The organism is Rhizobium sp. N731 (genome assembly GCF_001664145.1).
Lineage (GTDB): Bacteria > Pseudomonadota > Alphaproteobacteria > Rhizobiales > Rhizobiaceae > Rhizobium > Rhizobium esperanzae.
In genome coordinates, this window is the sequence record NZ_CP013601.1 from 3,432,212 (window position 1) to 3,455,225 (window position 23,014).

Annotated in this window: 18 protein-coding genes; 7 read left to right on the forward strand and 11 right to left on the reverse strand. The window is 62.3% G+C overall.

Features of this window, described 5'->3' with window-relative positions:
• Positions 1–67: 67 nt before the first annotated feature.
• Entirely contained in the window at positions 68–715 is a 648-nt protein-coding gene (gene chpT / locus AMK02_RS16815; RefSeq protein WP_011426568.1) for a histidine phosphotransferase ChpT, read from the reverse strand.
• Between the two features lie 193 nt (positions 716–908).
• Here chpT and AMK02_RS16820 point away from each other — a divergent pair, with 193 nt between their 5' ends.
• Both AMK02_RS16820 and AMK02_RS16825 read left to right on the forward strand, forming a co-directional pair.
• A complete protein-coding gene (locus tag AMK02_RS16820; protein WP_064804552.1) occupies positions 909–1,496 on the forward strand; it encodes a DUF1134 domain-containing protein in 588 nt (195 codons plus the stop codon).
• A 116-nt stretch (positions 1,497–1,612) separates the two neighbouring features.
• The gene (locus tag AMK02_RS16825) at positions 1,613–2,773 is read left to right on the forward strand and encodes a hypothetical protein (RefSeq protein WP_064804554.1); all 1,161 of its coding nucleotides are present in this window, start codon (positions 1,613–1,615) and stop codon (positions 2,771–2,773) included.
• Between the two features lie 3 nt (positions 2,774–2,776).
• Here AMK02_RS16825 and AMK02_RS16830 read toward each other — a convergent pair whose 3' ends face one another.
• A complete protein-coding gene (locus tag AMK02_RS16830) occupies positions 2,777–3,598 on the reverse strand; it encodes a TrmH family RNA methyltransferase (RefSeq protein ID WP_064804555.1) in 822 nt (273 codons plus the stop codon).
• Positions 3,599–3,604: 6 nt separating this feature from the next.
• Positions 3,605–3,988, reverse strand: a complete 384-nt coding sequence (locus AMK02_RS16835) for a hypothetical protein (RefSeq protein WP_064804557.1) — start codon at positions 3,986–3,988, stop codon at positions 3,605–3,607.
• Between the two features lie 40 nt (positions 3,989–4,028).
• On the opposite strand from AMK02_RS16835, the gene AMK02_RS16840 reads away from it, so the two are divergent.
• Complete coding sequence (locus AMK02_RS16840) at positions 4,029–5,054, forward strand: RluA family pseudouridine synthase (protein ID WP_064804558.1); 1,026 nt, start codon at positions 4,029–4,031, stop codon at positions 5,052–5,054.
• A gap of 190 nt (positions 5,055–5,244) precedes the next feature.
• Positions 5,245–6,153, forward strand: coding sequence for an RNA polymerase sigma factor RpoH (gene rpoH, locus AMK02_RS16845; protein WP_064804560.1), 909 nt, complete (start codon positions 5,245–5,247; stop codon positions 6,151–6,153).
• Between the two features lie 197 nt (positions 6,154–6,350).
• On the opposite strand, the gene AMK02_RS16850 is transcribed toward rpoH, so the two are convergent.
• Together AMK02_RS16850 and AMK02_RS16855 are read right to left on the reverse strand one after the other, a co-directional pair.
• The gene (locus AMK02_RS16850; RefSeq protein WP_064804562.1) at positions 6,351–8,837 is read right to left on the reverse strand and encodes a hypothetical protein; all 2,487 of its coding nucleotides are present in this window, start codon (positions 8,835–8,837) and stop codon (positions 6,351–6,353) included.
• A gap of 60 nt (positions 8,838–8,897) precedes the next feature.
• A complete protein-coding gene (locus AMK02_RS16855; RefSeq protein ID WP_020922114.1) occupies positions 8,898–10,196 on the reverse strand; it encodes an adenylosuccinate synthase in 1,299 nt (432 codons plus the stop codon).
• Positions 10,197–10,387: 191 nt separating this feature from the next.
• On the opposite strand from AMK02_RS16855, the gene AMK02_RS16860 reads away from it, so the two are divergent.
• A complete protein-coding gene (locus AMK02_RS16860) occupies positions 10,388–11,305 on the forward strand; it encodes a DMT family transporter (RefSeq protein ID WP_064804563.1) in 918 nt (305 codons plus the stop codon).
• Between the two features lie 2 nt (positions 11,306–11,307).
• On the opposite strand, the gene AMK02_RS16865 is transcribed toward AMK02_RS16860, so the two are convergent.
• From AMK02_RS16865 to AMK02_RS16885, 5 genes are all read right to left on the reverse strand, one after another.
• Positions 11,308–12,156: a GNAT family N-acetyltransferase gene (locus AMK02_RS16865; RefSeq protein ID WP_064804565.1), complete on the reverse strand. Its 849-nt coding sequence runs from the start codon at positions 12,154–12,156 to the stop codon at positions 11,308–11,310.
• A gap of 331 nt (positions 12,157–12,487) precedes the next feature.
• Positions 12,488–14,272, reverse strand: coding sequence for an IlvD/Edd family dehydratase (locus AMK02_RS16870; RefSeq protein WP_064804566.1), 1,785 nt, complete (start codon positions 14,270–14,272; stop codon positions 12,488–12,490).
• 276 nt (positions 14,273–14,548) lie between these two features.
• The gene (locus AMK02_RS16875; protein ID WP_064804568.1) at positions 14,549–17,749 is read right to left on the reverse strand and encodes an efflux RND transporter permease subunit; all 3,201 of its coding nucleotides are present in this window, start codon (positions 17,747–17,749) and stop codon (positions 14,549–14,551) included.
• A 117-nt stretch (positions 17,750–17,866) separates the two neighbouring features.
• Positions 17,867–19,057 (reverse strand): efflux RND transporter periplasmic adaptor subunit, encoded by a 1,191-nt coding sequence (locus tag AMK02_RS16880; RefSeq protein ID WP_064804570.1) that lies wholly within the window; start codon positions 19,055–19,057, stop codon positions 17,867–17,869.
• Between the two features lie 46 nt (positions 19,058–19,103).
• Complete coding sequence (locus AMK02_RS16885) at positions 19,104–19,919, reverse strand: alpha/beta hydrolase fold domain-containing protein (protein ID WP_064804572.1); 816 nt, start codon at positions 19,917–19,919, stop codon at positions 19,104–19,106.
• 164 nt (positions 19,920–20,083) lie between these two features.
• Between AMK02_RS16885 and AMK02_RS16890 the strand changes: the two genes are divergently transcribed.
• The gene (locus AMK02_RS16890) at positions 20,084–20,995 is read left to right on the forward strand and encodes a LysR family transcriptional regulator (RefSeq protein WP_064804574.1); all 912 of its coding nucleotides are present in this window, start codon (positions 20,084–20,086) and stop codon (positions 20,993–20,995) included.
• Between the two features lie 245 nt (positions 20,996–21,240).
• Here the strand turns inward: AMK02_RS16890 and AMK02_RS16895 are convergent, their stop codons facing one another.
• Positions 21,241–21,984: an SDR family oxidoreductase gene (locus tag AMK02_RS16895; RefSeq protein WP_064804575.1), complete on the reverse strand. Its 744-nt coding sequence runs from the start codon at positions 21,982–21,984 to the stop codon at positions 21,241–21,243.
• Between the two features lie 116 nt (positions 21,985–22,100).
• Here AMK02_RS16895 and AMK02_RS16900 point away from each other — a divergent pair, with 116 nt between their 5' ends.
• A complete protein-coding gene (locus AMK02_RS16900; protein ID WP_064804577.1) occupies positions 22,101–23,009 on the forward strand; it encodes a LysR family transcriptional regulator in 909 nt (302 codons plus the stop codon).
• Positions 23,010–23,014: the final 5 nt, after the last annotated feature.

Sequence of the window (23,014 nt, forward strand, 5' to 3'; positions counted from 1 at the left end):
AGAATAGGTCCATCAGGCTAAGGAATCGTTACCAGACGGGCGAGAGCATGCTGCTGCACGCCGAAAATCAGACCGCAGCAACCGTCGCCGTGAACACCAGTTCGTCCGGGCTTGCGCTGTGGTCGAGCGTCATTCCGCACTCCTCGGCCAGAAGCACGGCGTAGTACGGCTGGATCGAATGGGCGTCGATCGCTTCCTCGATCGTGCCCGTCGATATCTCGACGAATTTCGGCGGCAGACGCATCAGCTTGCCTTTCGCCGTGAGCGTGAACTTGGCGTCGAATTCGGGATTTTCAAGCGTTACCTCGAGCACGCCGCCGCGCGGAATCGCCGAATAGGCGACGAGGAAGAGGTTGAGCAGCAGCTTGACGCGGTTCTTGGCCACGATGGCGCGCGGTCCGTTCCAGATCACCTCGGTCTTCTTTTCGGCGATCGCAAAATCCTTGGCGGCCCGCTCGGCCTCGCCGGTATCGATCGAGGCGCCGACTGAACCCGATGCGCCGAAGGCGAGGCGCGCGAATTTCAGACGGACGGACGCGTTGAGCGCACTGGTGCGGATCAGATCCATTGCGTCGGAATCAGCACCGCCTTCATCCAGAAGTTCCAGACCGTTGTTGATCGCGCCGACGGGCGAGATGACATCGTGGCAAACGCGGCTGCAGAGAAGCGCGGCCAGATCCGGGCCGGACAGGGTGAGGTTCGGGTTCTTGGACATCATCGTCTCCTGAAGGGCGGCAATCTCATCGCGCCCGCAATATGCTTCATCAAAATTGCGCGAAGTTTGCGATCGTATTCAGTGCCATAATGACACCATATTTGGTAAACCGATTGTTAAGATCATCGGCGCAAAATGCAGCAATCGACGCGAGCGGGTGCCCGCTCCAGCCAAACGACGAACGGATGACATCATGCGCCTTCGATTTCCGCACCGATTCATTGGCTTCTGCAGGTTGCTTTCGGCCCTCGTCTTCTCCTCGCTGATGATTGCCGGGCCGGCCGCCGCCCAGAACAACGGTCAGTATACGATGCAGGAGATCATCGATGCCGGCCACTCCTTCTTCGGCTCTGCCAGCGGCGGCCTTGCCAAGGTGGTCGAGAGCGCCTTCCAGAAATATGGTCTGCCGAACGGTTATATTCTCGGGCAGGAAGGCGGCGGCGCCTTCATCGCCGGTCTCACCTACGGCGAAGGCCAACTCAACACCAAGAACGCCGGCGAGCATCCGCTCTACTGGCAGGGCCCGTCTCTCGGCATCGATTACGGCGGCCAGGGTTCGCGCGTCATGATGCTGGTCTACGACCTGCCCTCCATCGACGGCATCTATGCCCGCTTCGGCGGCGTCAGCGGCTCGGCCTATGTGATCGCCGGCTTCGGCATGACGGTGCTGAAAAACAACGACGTGCTGGTTGTGCCGATCCGCACCGGCGTCGGCGCCCGCCTCGGGGTCAATGTCGGCTATCTCAAGATCACCCAGGCGCCGACCTGGAACCCCTTCTGAGGCCTTAAAGCGGCAGGAATCGGCGGCCGCCGGCATCGGCGGCCTTGCCATGCGCGCCATGCCTGCTTAATCATCGCGGCTGACCCCGCATCAACTGTCGAATCGATGGCCGCGCCGTGATCGAATACGCTCTCTTGTTCGGATTGGGCTTCCTGACCGCGGCCTTCCTCGTCTTTCTGGTCTCGCCGGCCGTTCATCGCCGCATTGTCTGGTATACCGAAAACCGTCTCAAGGCGACGATGCCGCTGAGCCCGCAGGAGGTTCGCGCCCAGAAGGATATGGTGCGCGCGCTTCATGCCGCCGAAAATGCCCGCACCACCCAGGACCTTTTGCGTGAGCGCGAGAAATCTCTGTCGCTCCAGTTGCGCCACGATGCGCTCGCCGTCGATGCCGGCAGGCTCGCCGCCGAGATCGGCGAATTGCAGGCCCAGATCGGCGAGATGCATGTCGAGGCGGCCGAGCAGCGCTCGCACCTGCGCAAAGATGAGAATTATATCAGCCAGTTGAAGACCAATCTGCATATTGCCGAACAATCCGCCGCCAACAAGGAGAGCGAACTGACGGCAATGCGGACGCGGCTGAGCAAACTCAGCGAGCAGGCCGACGGGTTGAGAATCGATCTCGCCGCGCGTGAGACCGAAGCGGAAAGCCTGAAATTCCGCGCCAACGCACTGCGCGACGAACGCGACACATTGCGCCAGGACGTCAACCTGCTGCAGAAGCGGGCTAGGGATGCCGAACAGAAACTGACGCAGCAGCAGCATATGGTGATCCGCCTGGAGGACAAGGCTGCGCGCGAAAGCGCTTCCGCCGCCGAGAAGGAAACGCAGCTCGCTCGCCGTCAGCAGGAGATCGCCAAGTTGAAGGAGCAGTTGAAAGCCGCCAACGCCGAGATCCGCAAGATCAACCGCGTGCTGCGCGACGCTGGCCTGACCAAGATAGCGGCGGAACTTCCGGCGGAACTGACGGCCGAAGACACGGCCGCATCCATGCTCGACACCGCCGCTGTGACGGCTGAGATAGGCGAGGATGTCCGCAAGCGCAGCGCCGCCCTTGCCGAACGCCTGCAGAAGGCAAAGTCCGTCACTGGACGCGATGGCGCGATCCGCGAAGAGATTGCCGCGATCGCCGCCAATATGGTGGCGCTGACCGCACTCAACGAAGGCCCTTCCTCACCGATCCACGCGCTGCTGCCGGACGCCGGCAACAAGAACCCGAGCGATCGCGTCAGCCTTGCCGACAGGGCGGCCGCCATCATCGCCAATCCGGGGCGTTAAAGCTCATATCCGCCCCATGGTCGAGGCCATGGAAAACAATGCGATCCCCGTCGCAGTCGCCGCGTTGAGACTGTCGAGCTCGTCCGATTGCGGGATGCGGGCGCTCTGAAAGCGCGCCAGCAATGCCTCCGGCAAGCCCTCCCCCTCCGTGCCGATGACGAGCGCCATGCGTGCCGCAGCCGGAATGGCGCGGATGTCGGTCTTCCCGTGCGGCGAAAGCGTCCAGATGGTAAAGCCCCGTTGGGCAAGCGCCAGAAGCAGGTCCAGCGCCTTGCCGCCGCGCCGGTGCGGAACGCTCAGCACCGAGCCGACCGATACACGCAATGCCTTGCGATAGAGCGGATCGCAGCAGGTTTCGTCGAGCAGCACGGCATCCGCCCGGAAGGCGGCAGCATTGCGAAACATCGAGCCGACGTTATCGTGGTTGGAAATGCCGCAGCCGACCAACACCAGCGCCCGTTCCGGCAATGCGTCGAGAAGTGCTGCCTCGCCGCGGTCCTCTCGCTTGCCGAGGGCGAGAATGCCGCGATGCAGATGAAAGCCGACGACACCATCGAGCACTTCAGCCTCGGCGACATAAACCGGCACACTAGCCGGAAACCGTTCCAGGATGGATTGCACGCCGTCGACGCGATTGCGCAGCAGCAGGATTTTCTCGGCCGAGAAGCCGCGACGTGCCGCATGCGCCTCGGCGAGCATGCGCAGCACGACAGTGCCTTCGGCGATAAAGCGATTTTCCCGGCCCGTCAGGTCACGCTCTCTTATAGCGCGAAACTCAGCGATGCGGGGATCGTTGGCACTGTCGATGACGATCGGGGCGGCCATCCCGCCTCAATTCCCCGCGACGGTGACGTCGGCGACCGTGCGGCCGGTCCTCAGATCGAATACCAGCGCCTTCCTCGTGCCTTCAACCGTTTCCCCATAGAACAGGATCTGTCCCGCCGAAAACGAGGTGGACTGCACCTTGAACCCGAGCGGCAGGGAAAGGGTCGCCGCAAGCGGTGCATCCGAGGGCACACCGGAGGCTGCGGCAGTGGACGCGGTCTCCTTGGGCTCGCGCATCGTCTTGTAGACAACAGCGCCGAAGACCGCCATAAGGCTGACGAACATGATGGCGCCGGAAACAATCTGCAGGCGGACCATCTTGCGCCGGACACTTTCCATCGCCGGATCAAGGGGCTTCTCTTCCTGGTCGTCTGGCTCGATTGCTGTCATCTGTGCGTTCCGTTCTAAAATACGTCGGAGAAGAAGCGTCTTGAGCGACCCCTTTAAACAAGCAGGCGGCATTAGAAAAGTCCTCACCGCCGATGAAACCGCCGAAGGCCGGCTCGACGCCTGGCTGACGGCGCAGGTCGGTGAGGATTTTTCCCGGAGCCGCATCAAGGCGCTGATCAAGGAGGGGCGGGTTTCTTTGCGAGGCGAGCATGTTACCGATCCGCAGCGCAAGGTGCGCGTCGGCGACAGCTTCGAAATCACCCTGCCCGAGCCTGAAGACCCGACCCCAAAGGGCGAAGATATCCCGCTCGACATCCTTTATGAGGACGATGACCTTATCGTCATATCGAAACCGGCGGGTCTGGTCGTCCATCCCGGCTCCGGCAACTGGACAGGAACGTTGGTCAACGCGCTGATCCATCATTGCGGCGATACGCTTTCCGGCATCGGCGGCGTGCGCCGTCCCGGCATTGTCCATCGTCTCGACAAGGATACGACAGGAGTCATGGTCGTCGCCAAGAACGACGTCGCCCATCGCCACCTCTCGCTTCAATTTGCCGACCACGGCCGCACCATGCCGCTGGAGCGGGCCTACCGGGCAATCGTCTGGGGCCGTCCCCGCACTCTGTCGGGAACAATCGATGCCCCTCTCGGCCGCGCCACCGGTGACCGCACCCGCCGGGCCGTCAAGCGCCCCGACAGCCAGGATGCCGATGCGGCAATCACCCACTACGAAGTGATCGAGCGCTTCCAGGAGAACCCTGACGCGACCGCGCTCGCCTCGCTGGTCGAGTGCCACTTGGAAACCGGCCGCACCCATCAGATCCGCGTGCACATGGCCCATATCGGTCATCCGCTCGTTGGCGACACCGTTTATGGCGCCGGCTTCAGGACCAAGGCCAATCTTCTGCCCGAAGATATCCGCAAGGTCGTCAATGGTTTCGGCCGTCAGGCACTGCATGCCTTCATGCTGCAATTCGAGCATCCCCGCACCGGCGAACTCATGAATTTCGAAGTACCGCTGCCGGCCGACATGGTGAAACTGGTCGAGGCATTGCGGCAATAAAGACGGCTTCGGGACACCGCGCTCGCCGCCTCACACCTGCGTGAGCGGCACCTTGAACCGCCGTTTCGCCATACTTATCTGTATATAGACTTAGTGCGGGCTTGGAACAAAAGCCGCACGTCCCGGTTCGCCTTTTAACGCGGGGGCGCGTTTCCATCGGGAGCCGGAATTCACTTTAGGAGGGTGCACTATGGCCCGAAATACCTTGCCGTCCATTACCGCCGGCGAAGCCGGTCTCAACCGTTATCTCGACGAAATCCGCAAATTCCCGATGCTGGAGCCGCAGCAGGAATATATGCTGGCCAAGCGTTATGCCGAGCATGGCGACCGCGACGCTGCCCATAAGCTCGTCACCAGCCATCTTCGCCTCGTCGCGAAGATCGCGATGGGTTATCGCGGCTACGGCCTGCCCATCGGCGAAGTCGTCTCTGAAGGCAATGTCGGTCTGATGCAGGCCGTCAAGAAATTCGATCCCGAACGCGGCTTCCGCCTCGCCACCTATGCCATGTGGTGGATCAAGGCCTCGATCCAGGAATATATCCTGCGGTCGTGGTCGCTGGTGAAGATGGGCACGACCGCCAACCAGAAGCGCCTGTTCTTCAACCTGCGCCGGCTGAAGGGCCGCATCCAGGCGATCGACGACGGCGACCTGAAGCCGGAGCACGTCTCGGAAATCGCCACCAAGCTGAACGTCTCGGAGGAGGAGGTCATCTCGATGAACCGCCGTCTCTCCGGCGATGCCTCGCTGAACGCGCCGATCAAGGCGGCCGAAGGCGACAGCGGTCAATGGCAGGATTGGCTTGTGGACGACCACGAGAACCAGGAAGACGTGCTGATCGAACAGGATGAGCTCGAAACCCGCCGGCGCATGCTGGCGAAAGCGATGAGTGTTCTGAATGAACGCGAGCGCCGCATCTTCGAGGCCCGCCGCCTTGCCGAGGACCCGGTGACGCTGGAAGATCTCTCAGCCGAGTTCGACATCAGCCGCGAACGCGTCCGCCAGATCGAAGTCCGCGCCTTTGAAAAGGTGCAGGATGCTGTTCGCAAAGAGGCCTTGGAACGCGCCAAGGCCATCCGCGTCGTCGAAGCCACGGCCTGATGGAATTGAACGTACAGTTGGAAACGCCACCTTCCGGATGCGGGAGGTGGCGTTTTTGCCATCATCCAACCTGTCCGCGGATGTCTTAGCAAGGCAGGACGTTACAACGAATCTCTTCTCCCCAGCGGGGAGAAGAGGGAGCAAGCGGTTAAGTTCGCCCGACAACAAATGTCTCAAGAAAAACGAAACATCCGCCATCACTGGCTCGTCGAGACATCCCCGAGTGCAGTCCACTCCTTGATGGCTGTATTGAAGGCATTCGTTCCCGTGCCACCCTTCTCCATCGTCAGCAGCGCGCGGCGGCCGTTGCGGTAGGTGATCGGAATATCGATCCAGTTGCGGGTCGACAGCAGATCGAGATTTGCCTTGCGCGCATCGGGGTAGTCGTTGAGCGCGATCATGTGAAAATCATCGGTAATCTTGGCCGGAACCGCGATCAGCGCGTCGCCGCGATCCTGCTCGGTGCGCTTCATCGAGATGCGTTGGACACTTTCGATGCTGCCGCCTTCAAAGTTGGGCGGCACCGAAAAGACGATCTCGACGAGATGGCTCGCCGGCAGCGATGGATCGGAATTGCGCTTGAAGGTGACGAGAGCCGAGAGGTTGCGCTCGGGAACGGTGACATTGCCCTGTATCGTCGCTTCCTGCCGGCCGTTCTGGCCGGCCTCGTGCTGGACGCTCCAGACAACAGTTCCCTCGATCGCCGTCGGCGAGCTCTGGCCGATACGCTCCTCATAGAGGAACATTTTTTCCGACGAACCAACCGGAGCAGCCTGCTGCGGCGATGCCGCAGGACCGTTCGGCGTCAGCGTTTCGGGCGGGGCCGCATCGCCTTGCGCACTGGCCGCCGGCGTATCCGCTGCCGCGACGTTCTGCTCGGCCACCGATTTTCCTTCGGCCGTCGGCGTTCCCGGCACAGTCGCCGGGCCGCTATCGACTTCAGTTCCGTCGGAAAGCAGTCGTTGCGTAAATTTGGAATTGGCCGCCGCGCCGTCATTGTTCAATGACGCCACTTGCTGGTTCGGCTGTGCCGGTGCCGGCGGCGTATTCTGCGCTTCCGGCGCAGCTGGCTGGGCTGGCGTCGGCGTGGTCTGGGCCGGCGTCTCGGACCCCGCCGGCGTCATTGCCGCCTCGTTCCTCGTAGCTTGCGATGGCGCCGAGCTGACAAGCCCATCGACCATCGCCACCAGCGCTTCTCTGTTCATCCAGCCGGCATAGGCGCCGCCACCGATCAGGATAAGTGCGAAGAGGAGAGTGATTATCGTGCCGATGCCGAAGCGGCGGCGCTTCGGTTCCATGCGGAAATTCTTGCCCTGCAGCTTCGAGGCGACGATCTGATCGATATCCATCGCCGGATTGCCGTCGTCATCGTCAGTGGCGATCGGACCGCGGCGGTCATAGCCACGCAGGGCCTTCGCTTCGCGCCACCCCTCGCTCGGCGCGCCGGCGGGGGGTGTAGGCTTGCCGTCGTGCACCTCCGCAAAGATATCAACGTCGTCGAAATGCGAGGAAACCGGCGTTTTCTTGTCGGTGCCCGCCTCGATCGGCGGCAGGTCGTCGAAGGCAGCCTTCTCCCAGGAAAAAGCTTCCTTGGCGACCGGCATGACAGCGGCGGGCGTCATTTTCTCGAGACTCGATATCACGTCTTCGAAGGCACGCGCCGAAGCGTCGGCGGTAACTGGCGCCGTTTCCGAATATTGCCGGAGCTCCTCTTCGGCCCATTCGGTCTCGGCATCCTTGGGCGCCGGAGCCGGCGTCTCGACGGCAGGCTCGGCCCAGACAGGATCGAAATGTCCCGCAGCATCGGCCTGCAGCGGCTCCTCGCGGCTATGTTCGACGAATTCCTGCGCACGATCGAAATCGGCGACCGGCTCCAAGAGCCGGTTGGATGCATGCTCCATGCCGCGTGTGATCGGCTGAAACGACTCGATGGGCTCGTAAGCCGCCTCGGCCTTCGGCTCATGGCTTTCCGCCATCGCCGGTTCGGCCGGGATCTCCTCGGCCGCCACGGAATGCTGCTCATCGGCACGATGCTCGTCGGCTTCCTCGTAGGAATGACCGGCAGGCGGCGTTTCGAAGCCGTGATGTTCCGGCTGCATTTCTTCGGCGGCGACGTCACGCGCCTCGCCGGCATGCCATTCCTCGGCCGGCGCCTCCTCCTCGTGTGAGGGATGCCAATAGGTCTCGGCGGGTGCAGCTGTCTCAGCGGAAACAGGCGTGTGTTCGGGCTCAGGTTCCGCGGAAAGGGGCTCCTCGGCCGCGACCTCTTCCTCAGTTTCCTGCCCTGCGTCGGCTTCTAGGTGATCGGGCTCGTGGACGGCGTCAGCCGTCGGCAAGCCCGCATCGGCTTCACCGGCCGGCTCGTCGACAGCCGTCTGGGGCGCAGGCGGCGACGTGCTTTCGCCAGGAACCGCTTGTTCTTCCAAGGTTTCCGGCTCAGCACCGGCGCCAGCCGCCGCCTCGAGGGGCAACGCTTCGGAGTGTTCAGCCTCCACTTCGCGAATGGCGGCCTCGAGCTTTTCGAGCTGGCGTTGCAGCATGGCTTCCGGCGGACGCGGCTTCATGTTCTCGAGCTGCCGCTGCACTGCGCCGCGAGCACGTTCGTAGACTTTCACCCGCATCTCGGGGGTATTTTCAGCCAGACCGTCGACAGCCCGCCGAATAACTGCAATAAAATCCGCCATTCTTACTTTCTCAAGAAATCCGGCCTTCTGCCGAACTGTCCTCCACAGTGGGCCGTGACCTTAATCCTCAAACGGATCGGTCACAAGTATCGTGTCGTCCCGCTCCGGACTGGTGGAAAGGAGCGCGACCGGCGCCCCGATCAATTCTTCGACCTGTCGGACATACTTGATCGCCTGCGCCGGAAGATCCGCCCAACTGCGGGCGCCGACGGTCGATTCCTTCCATCCCTCGAGCGTGACATAAATCGGTTCGACCCTAGCTTGCGCTCCCTGGCTTGCGGGAAGATGATCAATCTGTTCGCCGTCGAGCATATAACCGACGCAGATCTTCAATTCCTCGAGACCGTCGAGCACATCGAGCTTGGTGAGCGCGATGCCGGTGATGCCGTTGGTGGCAACCGACTGGCGCACCAGTGCTGCGTCGAACCAGCCGCAGCGGCGCTTGCGCCCCGTCACGGTACCGAACTCATGCCCCTTCTCACCCAGGAACTGGCCGATTTCGTCGGTCAGCTCCGTCGGGAACGGGCCTTCGCCGACGCGCGTCGTATAGGCCTTGGTGATGCCGAGGATATAGCCGAGCGAGCCTGGTCCCATGCCGGAACCGGCCGCCGCCTGGCCGGCCACGGTGTTGGAGGAGGTCACGAAAGGATAGGTGCCGTGGTCGATGTCGAGCAGGCTGCCCTGCGCGCCTTCGAACAGGATACGGGCGCCCTTGCGGCGCTCCTTGTCAAGCAAAAGCCAGACCGTGTCACGGTACGGCAGCACCCGATCGGCGATCGAGGTGAGCTCGTCCATGATCGCCTGGTGGCTGACCTCGGCGACGCCGAGGCCGCGGCGAAGCGCGTTATGATGCGTCAGAATACGGTCGACCTTGCCGGAAAGGCTGTCGAGATCGGCAAGATCCATGACCCGGATGGCGCGGCGGCCGACTTTGTCTTCATAGGCCGGGCCGATGCCGCGGCGCGTCGTGCCGATCTTGGTGCCGCTGTTGGAGGCTGCATCCTCGCGCATCGCGTCGAGCTCACGGTGCAGTGAAAGGATGAGCGTCGCATTGTCGGCGATCCGCAGATTATCGGGGCTGATCGTCACGCCCTGGGCGGACAGTTTTTCGATCTCGGCGATCAGCGCGTGCGGATCGACGACGACGCCGTTGCCGATCACCGCCATCTTGCCGGGGCGCACGACGCCGGAGGGCAGCAGCGAGAGCTTGTAGCTCGTGCCGTCGATGACGAGCGTATGGCCGGCATTATGTCCGCCCTGAAAGCGCACGACAATATCCGCGCGTTCCGAAAGCCAATCGACAATCTTGCCTTTGCCTTCGTCACCCCATTGCGAACCGACCACGACTACGTTCGTCATCCAACTCTTCCTGTTACCGGCGGAAAACCGCACACCTGCTCAAACCCGCGCATCTATAAAGCTTTGTTTTTGGGAAAGCGACCCTGTTGTCACAGCCGATTGGGCTTTTTACGTGACAAATCAGCAGCCGGCAGTCTATTTCCCCTGGGAAAAAGCCGATTATCGATCGCAAAAGACGAGGAAGAACGCTCTTGCAAGCCACAGCCTATATCTGCCTCGTCATCGCCACCCTCTGCTGGGGTGGAAACTCCGTCGCCGGCAAACTTGCCGTCGGCCATATCAGCCCGATGATGCTGACCTTTTTGCGTTGGTTCCTCGCCGTCGCGCTCATCGCCTTGATATCCGTGCCGCAACTGAAGAAGGATTGGCCCGTGGCGAGGAAAAACCTGCCCCTGCTCCTTTGCTACGGCGCCATCGGCTATACACTCTTCAACGCCATGCTCTACTCGGCGGTGCAATATACGACGGCGATCAACGTCGCCATCGAGCAGGCCGGCATTCCGATGCTGATCTTCCTGTTGAACTTCTTCTTTTTCCGCACCGGCATCTCGCTGGCGCAATGTCTCGGCTTCGGCATGACGCTGCTGGGCGTGGCACTGACGGCCGCCCATGGCGACCTGGCCACGCTGCTGCAGTTGCAGCTCAATCGCGGCGACGGGCTGATGCTGATCGCCATTGCCGCCTATGCGCTCTACACCATCTTCCTGCGCTGGAAACCGGCGGTCGATTGGCGCACGCTGATGGCCTTCCCCGCCCTCGCCGCCATGTTGACCTCGCTCCCGCTGCTTCTTTGGGAGATTGGCCGCGGCGCGGCGCAGTGGCCTGACCAGGCCGGCTGGAGCATCACCTTCTATACGGCGATCTTCCCCTCATTGCTGGCGCAGATCCTTTATATCAAGGGCGTCGAGGCTATCGGCGCCAATCGCGCCGGTCTCTTCATCAATCTCGTGCCAGTATTCGGAACACTGCTCTCCGTCGTACTGATCGGAGAAAGGCTTCAGTCCTTCCATATGGTAGCGCTGATGCTGACGCTGGGCGGCATCGCGATCGCCGAAAGGGGCCGGCCGAAAGCGTCCGCTCCCACCGTGCCTGCCTCACCCGCCGATTAGGCTTAACCAAGCTCCAGCGTCGTCACGCCGAAGACGTGTTTCAACGGGATGGCTGGCGCCGGCCCGCGATACATCCGCATGGTCTCGAACACCGCCTGAAGGCCTATGCTTTCGGCAAGCGCGATCGCCTCGCGGTTTTCGGCGGGAATATCGATGAATATCTGAGCCCCCTTTGCTTCGGGGATCAATTCGGCAAGCAGCGCCGCGGCGCTGGCTGCATCGTTGGCGAAAAGCGGGCCGATCTTGTAGCCTTCGTAACAGCGGCGGATCGTGCCGTAACCGCGGATCTTGTGGCTTTTGCGGACCACGGCCGTACGCCGCCCCTTGCGGCTGGTGCACCAGGCGGCGAGGAAGGCATCCCGCGGCTGCGGAAAGACCGCCGCATCATACCGTTGCAACCCTTCCAGGCGTGAATCCAGCACCGGCTGCGCGACAAGCGTCGAGGCCGGCAAAGAGGAGGCAACACCGCCGTAACGAATGGTGGAATAGGCGGGCTCGAAGCCGGCCTTGCGATAATTCCCCTGCTGCGCGGCAACGCCGTCGAGACCGATCGTCCGACCTTCCGCCGTGGCGATCCCCGCTTCCCAGATCGCCTTGCCGTAACCCTTGCCGCGGAAATCCGGGTGGACGATATAGAGCCCGAGAAAGGCGAAGCTGTCGCCATATTTGACGACCGAGATCGAGCCGACAGGGACTTCACCGATAGAGCCGACGAAAAATCCCGACGGATCGGCTTCGAGGAATGCAATCGAATCATCGAGACCCGGATTCCACCCCTCCTGACGCGCCCATTCGAGCACGAGTTCCAATTCGCCGGGCCGCATCGAACGAACGGCAAATTCCGAATTCATGCGACCTTCCCAGATTGAATGTTCCGCAAGTCCATCCCGCCAACGGCAAAGCAATTGTCAGATCACCGCTCCCCGAGCGCACCTGCGAATGATCGAGAAGCAGCGCCAATGGTCCTGACCACGCGTATAAACGTTTTCGATGCAATGCAGTAAGCTTCGTTTCCGCATTACCATGAAACAATGCCGTTGCAAGCTCAAGAAAATTACTTGGCGCCCAATAATCTTCCTGCCGGCGCGAATAAATGTCGCGCCGAAATCTCTCGCTTACTCAACCCGGAGGACGAGGAAGCATTTCAGCGGAAATCAACCACTATCGCTGCCCTGCGCCAGATCAATGGTTGTGCCGAGGCGGTTTTTTTGCGATCTGGCGGAACTCCGAAGCCCCTTCCAGAACCGCGCCGTCCGACAGTTGCGTGACCGAACGGCGGTAGATCTGCTGCCACGGCGTCGCATCCGCCGGCACCGGCGGAATACCGTCACCCTTGCGCCGCTCGATCTCGGCGCCGCTGACGAGCATGTCGCAGCGCCCCTGGTTGAAGTCGATGCGGATGATATCGCCGGTGCGAAGCCAGGCGAGGCCGCCCCCGGCCGCACTTTCCGGTGATGCGTTGAGGATCGAGGGGCTGTCGGCGGTGCCTGACTGACGGCCGTCGCCGATCGTCGGCAGGCTGCGGATGCCGCGCTTCAACAGATGATCCGGCGGCTGCATGTTGACGACCTCGGCCGAACCCGGCCAGCCGAGCGGTCCGGCTCCACGGATGACGAGGATGGTATCCTCATCGATGCCGAGTTCAGGGTCGTTGATGCGCGTGTGATAATCCTCGGAACCGTCGAAAACCACTGCCCTGCCCTCGAAGACACCTTCCCGCCCGGGCTCCAGAAGATAACGCCGGCGGAAATCCTCCGAGACGACGCTCATCTTCATGATCGCAAAATCGAAGAGATTGCCCTTGAGAACGAGGAAGCCCGCCCGCTCCTTCAGCGGTTCGTCGAAGGGCCGGATGACCTCGCGGTCGCTGGCCTGCCGCCCGTCGAGGTTTTCGGCCATCGTCCTGCCCGTTATCGTTCGACAGTCGCCGTCGAGTTTTCCGGCCTGCAGCAGCTCCCACATGATCGCCGGCGTGCCGCCGGCGCGGTGATAGCGCTCGCCGAGATAGGCGCCCGCGGGCTGGACATTGGCCAAAAGCGGGATATCGAAGCCGTGCACCTGCCAGTCATCGGGATAAAGTTCGACGCCGGCGTGCTTGGCCATCGCAGCCAGATGCGGCTGCGCATTGGTCGAGCCGCCGATTGCCGAATTGGTGCGGATCGCATTGAGGAAGGCAGCTCGCGTCAGGATATCCGATGGCTTCAGATCCTCGAACACGATCTCGACGGCGCGCCGTCCGGTACGGTAGGCCATCTGCCCCCGCTCGCGATAGGCGGCCGGAATGGCGCCGCAGCCGGTGAGCGATAGGCCGAGTGCTTCCGCCAAGGCATTCATCGTTGAGGCTGTGCCCATCGTATTGCAGTGGCCGACGGATGGAGCCGAATCGAGCGCTGCCTGTAGAAACTCCTCCCGATCGATCTCGCCTGCAGCATATTTCCGCCGCATCCGCCAGATGACAGTGCCGGAACCGGCCAGCTCCCCCTCGTGCCAGCCATCGAGCATCGGCCCGCCGGAGAGCACGATGGCCGGAATATCGACCGTCGAAGCAGCCATGATTGCCGAAGGCGTGGTCTTGTCGCAGCCGGTTGTCAACACGACACCGTCGAGCGGATAGCCGTAAAGGATTTCGACGAGGCCGAGATAGGCGAGATTGCGGTCGAGGGCGGCGGTCGGGCGCTTGCAGTTCTCGAAGATCGGATGTGTCGGAAATTCGATCGGGATGCCGCCTGCATCGCGAATGCCGTCGCGCACGCGCTTGGCGAGTTCGACATGCACCCTGTTGCAGGGCGTCAGATCGCTGCCGCTCTGAGCAATCCCGATGATCGGTTTGCCCGAGCGCAGCTCTTCCGGGGTGATGCCGTAATTCATGAAACGCTCGAGATAGAGCGCCGCCATGTCGATATGATCGGGATTGTCGAACCAATCCTGCGAACGCAGGCGGCGTTTCTTCGGTTGGCGATCCGTCATCATTATCCTCCCGATCGGCCACTCTTCTCGTCGAAGTCGAGAAGCGGAGCGCTGCAGTCCGCCTCACCAACTTCCGCAAGCGCGCCGGCTTTGCTTATCCGGACAGCAGGCCCGCGCCGATCCTCCCAGCTGCCACCCGTCTTTGATAGTCCCCTCGTTCACGGTTGCAACCGTTTTGATGAACGTAACGCATTTTCGTCGGGTGTCTGAAAAACGATACGGGCGAGAACCGAAGTTCCCGCCCGATTTACTCGACAAAGGAAGGTTGAATTCCGTCTATTCCGCCGCGAGCCGGATGACCTCCGCCTCTTCCTCCTTGTGTTCGTCCGGCTTGTGCTGGATGAGCGGACGGTTGCCCGTCAGCCGTCGCAGCAGCACGTAGAACACCGGCGTCATGAAGATGCCGAAGAAGGTGACGCCGATCATGCCGGAGAACACCGCCACACCCATGGCCGCACGCATTTCCGCGCCGGCGCCTGTGGAGGCGACCAGCGGCACGACGCCCATGATGAAGGCCATGGAGGTCATGAGAATCGGGCGAAGGCGAAGGCGGCTGGCCTCGACCGCCGCCTCCCGCGGCGTCCTGCCCTCGAACTCCAGTTCGCGGGCAAATTCCACGATCAGGATCGCGTTCTTCGCCGATAGGCCGACAAGGACGACAAGGCCGATCTGGGTGAAGATGTTATTATCTCCTCCGGTGAGCCAGACGCCTGTCAGAGCCGCCAGCACGCCCATCGGCACGATCATGATGATCGCCAGCGGCAGGGTCAGGCTCTCGTACTGGGCGGCCAGCACCAGGAAGACCAGCAGCAGGGCAAGCGGGAAGACGACCACGCTTGAATTGCCGGCAAGGATCTGCTGATAGGTCAGATCCGTCCATTCGAAATCGATGCCGGACGGCAGCGTCTCGCGAAGGATTTTCTCGATGGCCGCCTGGGCCTGACCAGACGAGAAGCCCGGCGCCGGACCGCCGTTGATATCGGCGGCGAGGAAGCCGTTGTAGCGGTTCGCCCGCTCCGGCCCCGTGCTCGGCTCCACCTTCAAGAGGGCCGATAGCGGGATCATCTCGCCCGATGCCGAACGAACCTTCAACTGGCCGATATCTTCCGGCTGGGCGCGGAATTTCGCGTCGGCCTGCACTCGGACGCTGTAGGTGCGGCCGAAGGCGTTGAAGTCGTTCACATAGAGCGAGCCGAGATAGATCTGCAGCGTCTGGAAGACGTCGGTGACGGAAACGCCGAGCTGCTCGGCCTTGGCGCGGTCGAGATCGGCATAGAGCTGCGGCACGTTGATCTGGAAGCTCGAGAACAGCCCGGCAAGCTCAGGCGTCTGATAGGCCTTGGCAAGCACCGCCTTGGTCGCCTCGTCGAGCGCCTGATTGCCGAGACCCGCCCGATCCTCGATCTGCAGCTTGAAACCGCCGGTCGTGCCGAGGCCGTTGACTGGCGGCGGCGGGAACATGGCGATGAAGGCGTCCTGGATCGCCCCGAACTTCTGGTTCAGCGCCATGGCGATGGCGCCGCCGGAGAGATCCGGCGTCTTGCGCTCCTCGAAATCCTTCAGCGTCACGAAGACGATGCCGGCATTCGACGAGTTGGTGAAGCCGTTGATCGACAGGCCGGGGAAGGCGATCGCATTGGCGACGCCCGGCTGCTTCAAGGCGATGTCGGTCATCCGCTTGATGACATCCTCGGTGCGGTCGAGGCTTGCCGCATCCGGCAGCTGGGCGAAGCCGATCAGATACTGCTTGTCCTGGGAGGGCACGAAGCCGCCCGGAACCGTGGTGAACATGCTGTAGGTCGCACCGACCAGCGCCAGGTAGACCACCATGACGATGCTCTTGCGCGACACCAGACCGCCCACTCCCTTGCCATAGGCATTCGAACCGGCGCCGAACACGCGGTTGAAGCCGCGGAAGAACCAGCCGAAAATCGCATCCATGAACCGCGTCAACCAGTCCTTCGGCGCATGGTGGCCCTTCAGCAGAAGGGCGGCCAGCGCCGGCGACAGCGTCAGCGAGTTGAAGGCCGAGATGACGGTCGAGATCGCGATCGTCAGAGCGAACTGGCGGTAGAACTGCCCCGACAGGCCGGAGATGAAGGCGAGCGGCACGAAAACCGCGACGAGGACCAACGCGATCGCAATGATCGGACCGGACACTTCCTTCATCGCCTTGTAGGTGGCGGCTCTTGGCGACAGGCCGTGTTCGATGTTGCGTTCGACGTTTTCGACCACGACGATCGCGTCGTCCACCACGATACCGATCGCCAGCACCAGCCCGAAAAGGCTGAGCGCGTTGATCGAGAAGCCGAAGACATACATGACCGCGAAAGTGCCGATGATCGAGACCGGAACCGCGATCAGCGGGATGATCGAGGCGCGCCATGTCTGCAGGAACAGGATGACGACGAGGACGACGAGCGCGATGGCTTCGAGCAGCGTGTCGATAACCTTCTCGATCGAAGAGCGCACGAATTTCGTCGTATCGTAGACGATCTCGTATTTGACGCCCTCGGGCATCGCCAACTGCAGCTGATCCATGGTCGCGCGCACATTGTCGGCAATTTCGATCGCATTCGAACCGGGCGCCTGAAGGACGGCCACGGCGACGGCAGGCTTGCCGTCGAGCAGCGACCGCAGCGTATAGTCGGCGGCGCCAAGTTCGATGCGGGCAACGTCGCGAAGACGGGTGATCTCGCCATTGGCGCCCGTCTTGACGATGATGCTGCCGAATTCTTCCGGCGTGCGCAGGCGGCCCTGCGCATTCACGTTGAGCTGCAGGTCGACGCCCGGCTGGCTCGGCGAGGCGCCGATGATGCCGGCGGCCGCCTGGACGTTCTGCGAGCTGATGGCGTTGCTGATGTCGCTGGCGGCGAGATCATGCTCGGCCGCCTTCTGCGGATCGATCCAGACGCGCATCGAATAATCGCCGGCGCCGAAGACCTGCACCTGACCGACACCGGGGATACGGGCAAGCCGGTCCTTGATGTTGAGGGTCGCGTAGTTGCGGAGATAGGTGATGTCGTGGCTGTCGCCGTCGGAGACGAGGTTGACGACCATGATGAAGTCGGGCGAGCTCTTGACCGTCGTGATGCCGAGTGCACGGACTTCCGCCGGCAGGCGCGGCTCGGCCTGTGAAACGCGGTTCTGGACGAGCTGCTGCGCCTTGTCGGGGTCGGTGCCGAGCTTGAAGGTGACGGTGACGTTAAGCACGCCGTCCGACGTCGCCTGGCTGGACATATAGAGCATGCCCTCGACGCCGTTGATCTGCTCTTCGAGCGGCGTCGCCACCGTTTCGGCAATGACGCTCGGATTGGCGCCGGGATAGGTTGCGCGCACGACGACCGATGGCGGCACGACTTCAGGATATTCGGAAATCGGCAGCGCCCGCAGGCCGATCAGGCCGGCAACTACGATGAGGACCGAAAGAACGCCGGCAAAGACCGGCCGGTCGACAAAGAATCTGGAGATGTTCATATCAAAGCCCTCTCCGGGGTGAACATGGATGCAATGTCCCTCTCCGGCGGGTGAGGCGCCGCCGGCGGGTCATATTATGTCGGGTATCGGCCTTCCCCCGCAGGGGAAGGCGGGATCTTACTGAGCGGTCGCGACCTTCTCTTCCATCTGCGGAACGACGACGGCACCGGGACGGATGCGCTGCAGGCCGTTGACGACGATCTTCTCGCCGGCCTTCAGGCCGCTTTCGACCACCCGCTGGCCGTCAGCCAGCGAGCCGAGCTGGACCTGCCGGTAGGCCACCTTGTTCTCGCCGTCGACGACGAAGACGAACTTCTTGTCCTGGTCAGTGCCGACGGCCCGGTCGCTGATGACGATCTTGTTCTCGGCTTTCGGCTGGCCCATGCGCACGCGCACGAACTGACCGGGAATGAGGCGTCCGCCCGGATTGTCGAAGACGGCCCGCACGCCGATCGTGCCGCTTGATGCATCGACCTCGTTGTCGATCAGCTGCAGCTTGCCTTTGATCGGCGTACCGTCGTCGGCCAACGTGCCGATTTCGACGGGGATTTGCTCGACCGGAGGCAGCGCGCTGTCGGTCTGCGGCAGTTGGGCAAGCGCCCGCGTCACCATCTCTTCGCTGGCGTTGAAGCTCGCATAGATCGGGTCGACCGAAACCAGCGTCGTCAGCGCCGGCGAGGTCGATCCGGCTGCAACGAGGTTGCCGGCGGTTACCTCGATCTTGCCGATACGGCCCGATACCGGAGCGCGAACCTGCGTGTAATCGAGATCGAGCTGGGCCGACTGCAAGGTGGCCTGCGCCGAACGCAGGCCGGCCTGCGCCTCGGCCAGTGCGCTCTGGCGCTGATCGAGATCGCTCTGGGAGATGGTGCGGTTGTCGGAAAGCCTGCGGCCGCGATCGAGCTCGGTCTGCGCCAGGCTGACCTTGGCTTCGGCCGAAGCGACCTGGCCTTGCGCCTGCGCCACGCTCGCCTGGTAGGGCGCCGGGTCGATGGTGAACAGCAGGTCGCCCTGTTTGACCAGCGCGCCCTCACGGAACGCCACCGACAGAATGGCGCCGGCGACGCGGGAGCGCACCTGTACGCGGTCGACCGCTTCCAGGCGGCCGGAGAAACTTTCCCAGGCGGTCACGTCGTGCGCCGCGACCACGGCAACCGTCACCGGCACGGCCGGAGGCTGCGCCGACTCGGATGCGGCCGTGGCAGCCGTGCTCATCGGCAATTCGAAAAACAATGCAGCGCCGGAAACGGACGCAATGAGACCTAAGCCGGCGCCCACCAGGGCCCAGCGCTTGCTTCTGGACGTCATCAGTACTCTCCTTGCGGCCTCGAGCCGCCGAAATATCAGATCTTCTTCAATGCAATTGCGGTTGGACGCTTACGTCCTGAAGGAAACTCCCGAAATGGCGGCTGACGTGTTCCTGCCAACCGGGCGCTTCCCCGGATTTCCCACCATAAATCGAAGCCCAGCCCGTCCCGGCGGGAAGGACATGCTGGCGGACACCGACACCGGCCTTTTTCAGGCGGGCGCCGTAACCGATTGTTTCGTCGTGCAGAGGATCGTCCTCAGCGGTGAATATCAGCGCCGGAGCGACGCCAGAAAGACGCGAACAGAGGCAAGGCGCCGCATAGGGATGGCAGCCGCCGCCGCTCAGGTAATGACTCCAGCCATCGGTCCAGCGCTGGCGCATGCCGACGGCTTCCGCCTTGCGGATGGAGGACGTGCCCATGAAGGGATCAAGCAGCGGCGAAATCAACACCTGGCCATCGAGTGCATCAGGCAACTGGTCGCGCGCCTTCAGCGCCACACCGGCGGCGACGTTGCCGCCCGCCTCCTCACCGGCGACAAAAAGCAATGACTTGCGGTCGCCAAGACCGGCAGCACGTTTGTTGGCGAGATAGCTGAAAACCGAGAAAGAAACTTCCAATGCCTTCGGAAACAGGTTGTCGGACAGGCTGCTATAGTCGACGGCGGCGACGATGGCGCCAGCTTTGGCGAGGCTCATCGCCACCGGGCGATCGACATTGGTCTCGCTGTCGAGAAAGGCGCCGCCATGCAGATAAAGCACGATCGGCGGACCCTTGCCATAATCGGCGCCCTGGTAGATACGTGCGGAAACGGGGCCAATGGCCACCTTGTCCAGCATCATATCTTTCCACTCCACCGTCATGCTTCCGGTCTCTTTCCGCATGGGAGCAAACAGGCACATTCCGCCGCTTGCATTTTGTATAAAAAAGATATTGTTATTCAGCACAGGGAATAAGAAGCGATATCGCGATTACACTGTTCCGATTTTCGAATAATGGTGCAACGCAAACTGCGGACTTGAAACCGATGGATCAGCTCTCGGCAATGCGCGTCTTCATCCGCGTCGTGGAGACGGGCAATTTCACCCGCGCCGCCGACATGCTCGCCATGCCCAAGGCGACGGTGACCAACCTCATTCAGGGGCTCGAAGCGCATCTGCGCACCAAGCTCCTGAACCGCACCACGCGCCGGGTCATGGTGACCACGGACGGAGCACTTTATTACGAACGCGCCGCCCAGATCATCTCTGAGCTGGAGGAACTCGATGGCAGCCTCTCCAATTCGCAAAGCGTGCCGAGCGGGCGGTTGCGCATCGAAATGAGCGGCGCTTTTGCCGACGCCATTGTCGTTCCAGCACTTTGCGACTTCTACCAGCGCTATCCCGATATCCGTCTGGACCTGGGGGTCGGCGACCGCACGGTAGACTACCTGGTCGAAAACGTCGATTGCGCGCTGCGGGCCGGCACGCCCACCGATCAGTCACTGATCGCCCGGCGGGTTTCGGAGATGGAACTGATCACCTGCGCTTCGCCGAGCTACATTCAGAAATTCGGCATGCCCGAACGGCCGGAGGATCTTGAGGCCACGCACTATTCCGTCAATTATTTCCGCGCCCAGAACAACCGGACGCTGCCCTTCGAATTTCGCAGGGGCAACGAAATGGTCGAGACCACCCCGCGCTGCATCGCCTCGGTCAATGACAGCCGCACTTATCTGACCGCGGCCCTGACGGGGCTCGGCGTCGCGCAGGTGCCGACCTTCATGGCGCGTGAACCGATGCGGCGGGGCGAACTCATCCGCGTGCTGCCGGACTGGCGCCGCGATCCGATACCGCTCTATGTGGTCTATCCACCGAACCGCCACCTCAGCAACAAGGTCCGCGTCTTCGTCGATTGGCTGGTCAAGCTCCTGGTCGAGGCCAAGCTGAACGATTTCTAGAGCATGTCGCGCGGCGGCAAAACAGAGACGGCCCGGAAGGCAAAGGAAACCTTCGACGGGCCGCAAAATTTTGAACATCGGACCTGTCGCGCCGCAGACTGGGCGCGGCAGGCTCTGGAGGTTCGGGAGAGAGCGTCAGGGAACTCCACTCTCTCGCGATAAAGCAACTATAGGCACTCTCCACAAGATTGTAAGGGGAAAGACCTACAATCTTCGTTCACATGATTGCGATGAGGGCGCCTTCGTCAGATCACGCCGCCGTTGGCGCGCAGTGTCTGGCCATTGATCCAGCCGCCGTCCGGGCCGGCTAGAAAGGCGACCGCAGAGGCAATATCCTCGGGCGAGCCGAGCCGTTCCAGCGGGTTCATCTTCGCCATGCGGGCGATGAGTTCCTCCGTCTTGCCGTTGAGGAAAAGATCAGTAGCCACCGGCCCGGGCGCGATGGCGTTGACCGTGATGTTACGGCCGCGCATCTCCTTGGCCATGATCGCCGTCAGCGTTTCGACGGCGGCCTTGGTGGCGGCGTAAACGCCATAGGTTTCGAGCTTCAGCCCGACGACCGAAGTCGAAAAGTTGATGACCCTGCCGCCGTCACGCAGGCGCCGGGCCGCTTCCCTGAGCGTATTGAACGTGCCCTTGAGATTGACGCCAATCTGGCGATCGAAGTTTTCGTCGTCAGCCTCGGCGAGCGGCGACAGCATCATGATGCCGGCATTGTTGACGAGCACATCAACGCGGCCAAAAGCGCCTTCCGCAGCGTCGAACATCCGCCGGACGGCTCCAGCATCGCTGACATCCGCCTTCGCCGTCAGCGCCCTGCCGCCAGCCTGCTCGATCTCCCGGGCGAGGTCCTCGGCCGCGGCCGCACTGCCGGAATAGTTGACGACGACGGTGAAACCGTCCCTGGCGAGGCGCCTGGCAACGGCCGCGCCGATACCACGGGAAGCGCCGGTGACCAGTGCGACCTTTTTGTTTTTGTTGGAAGCCATTGTTCTTCTCCTTCTGCGCCACGGCGCGTTTTCGATGAGAAGAAGATGGGCCTTTTCCTGTGGCGGATAATCGTGCATTCTTCGACATTACTATCCGGAGAATACGAACAAACAAGATGGACAGATTCGATGCCATGCGTGTGTTCTGCCGCATTGTGGAGCGCCGCAGCTTCACCCTCGCAGCGGAAGACATGGGCCTGCCGCGCTCGACCGTTACCGACGCGGTCAAGCAGCTCGAGGCCCGCCTCGGTGTGCGCTTACTCCAGCGCACGACGCGCCACGTCAGCCCGACGCTCGACGGCGAGGCTTATTACCAGCGCTGCCTGTCGATCCTCGCCGACATCGAGGATGCGGAAGGGGCCTTTGCCGGCGCCAGACCGAAAGGCCTGCTGCGCGTCGACGTGCACGGCACGCTCGCGCGCCATTTCGTGCTGCCGAGCCTGCCGTCCTTTCTGGAGACCTATCCCGAGATCGAGTTCTTTATGAGCGAAGGCGATCGGCTGGTCGATCTGGTGCGCGAAGGCATCGATTGCGTGCTGCGCGTCGGTACGCCCGCCGATAGCGAAATGATCATCAGGCGTGTCGCCATGCTTGATGAGGTCACGCTCGCCTCACCGGCCTATGTCGCCGCCCGCGGCGTGCCGCAGCATCCGGACCGGCTTGCCGGCCATTGCATGGTCGGCTTCCGTTCTACCAGCACCGGCAGTCTGCTGCCGCTCGAATTCATCGTCGATGGTGCGGCACGTAACATAACCATTCCCGCGACCGTCACCGTCAACGCCGCCGAAAGCTATGTTGCTGCAGCGAGGATGGGCCTCGGCCTGATCCAGATCCCGCGCTACCACGCCGAAAAAGACCTGTCCGACGGCACTCTGGTCCAAGTGCTTCCGGATTTTCCGCTGACCCCGACGCCGGTCTCCCTGCTCTATCCCCGCAACCGCCAGCTTTCGCCGCGCGTGCGCGTCTTCATCGATTGGCTGGTGAAGGTCTTCGCTCGACAAAATTCCAAAAACACGCTTTGCTAATATGA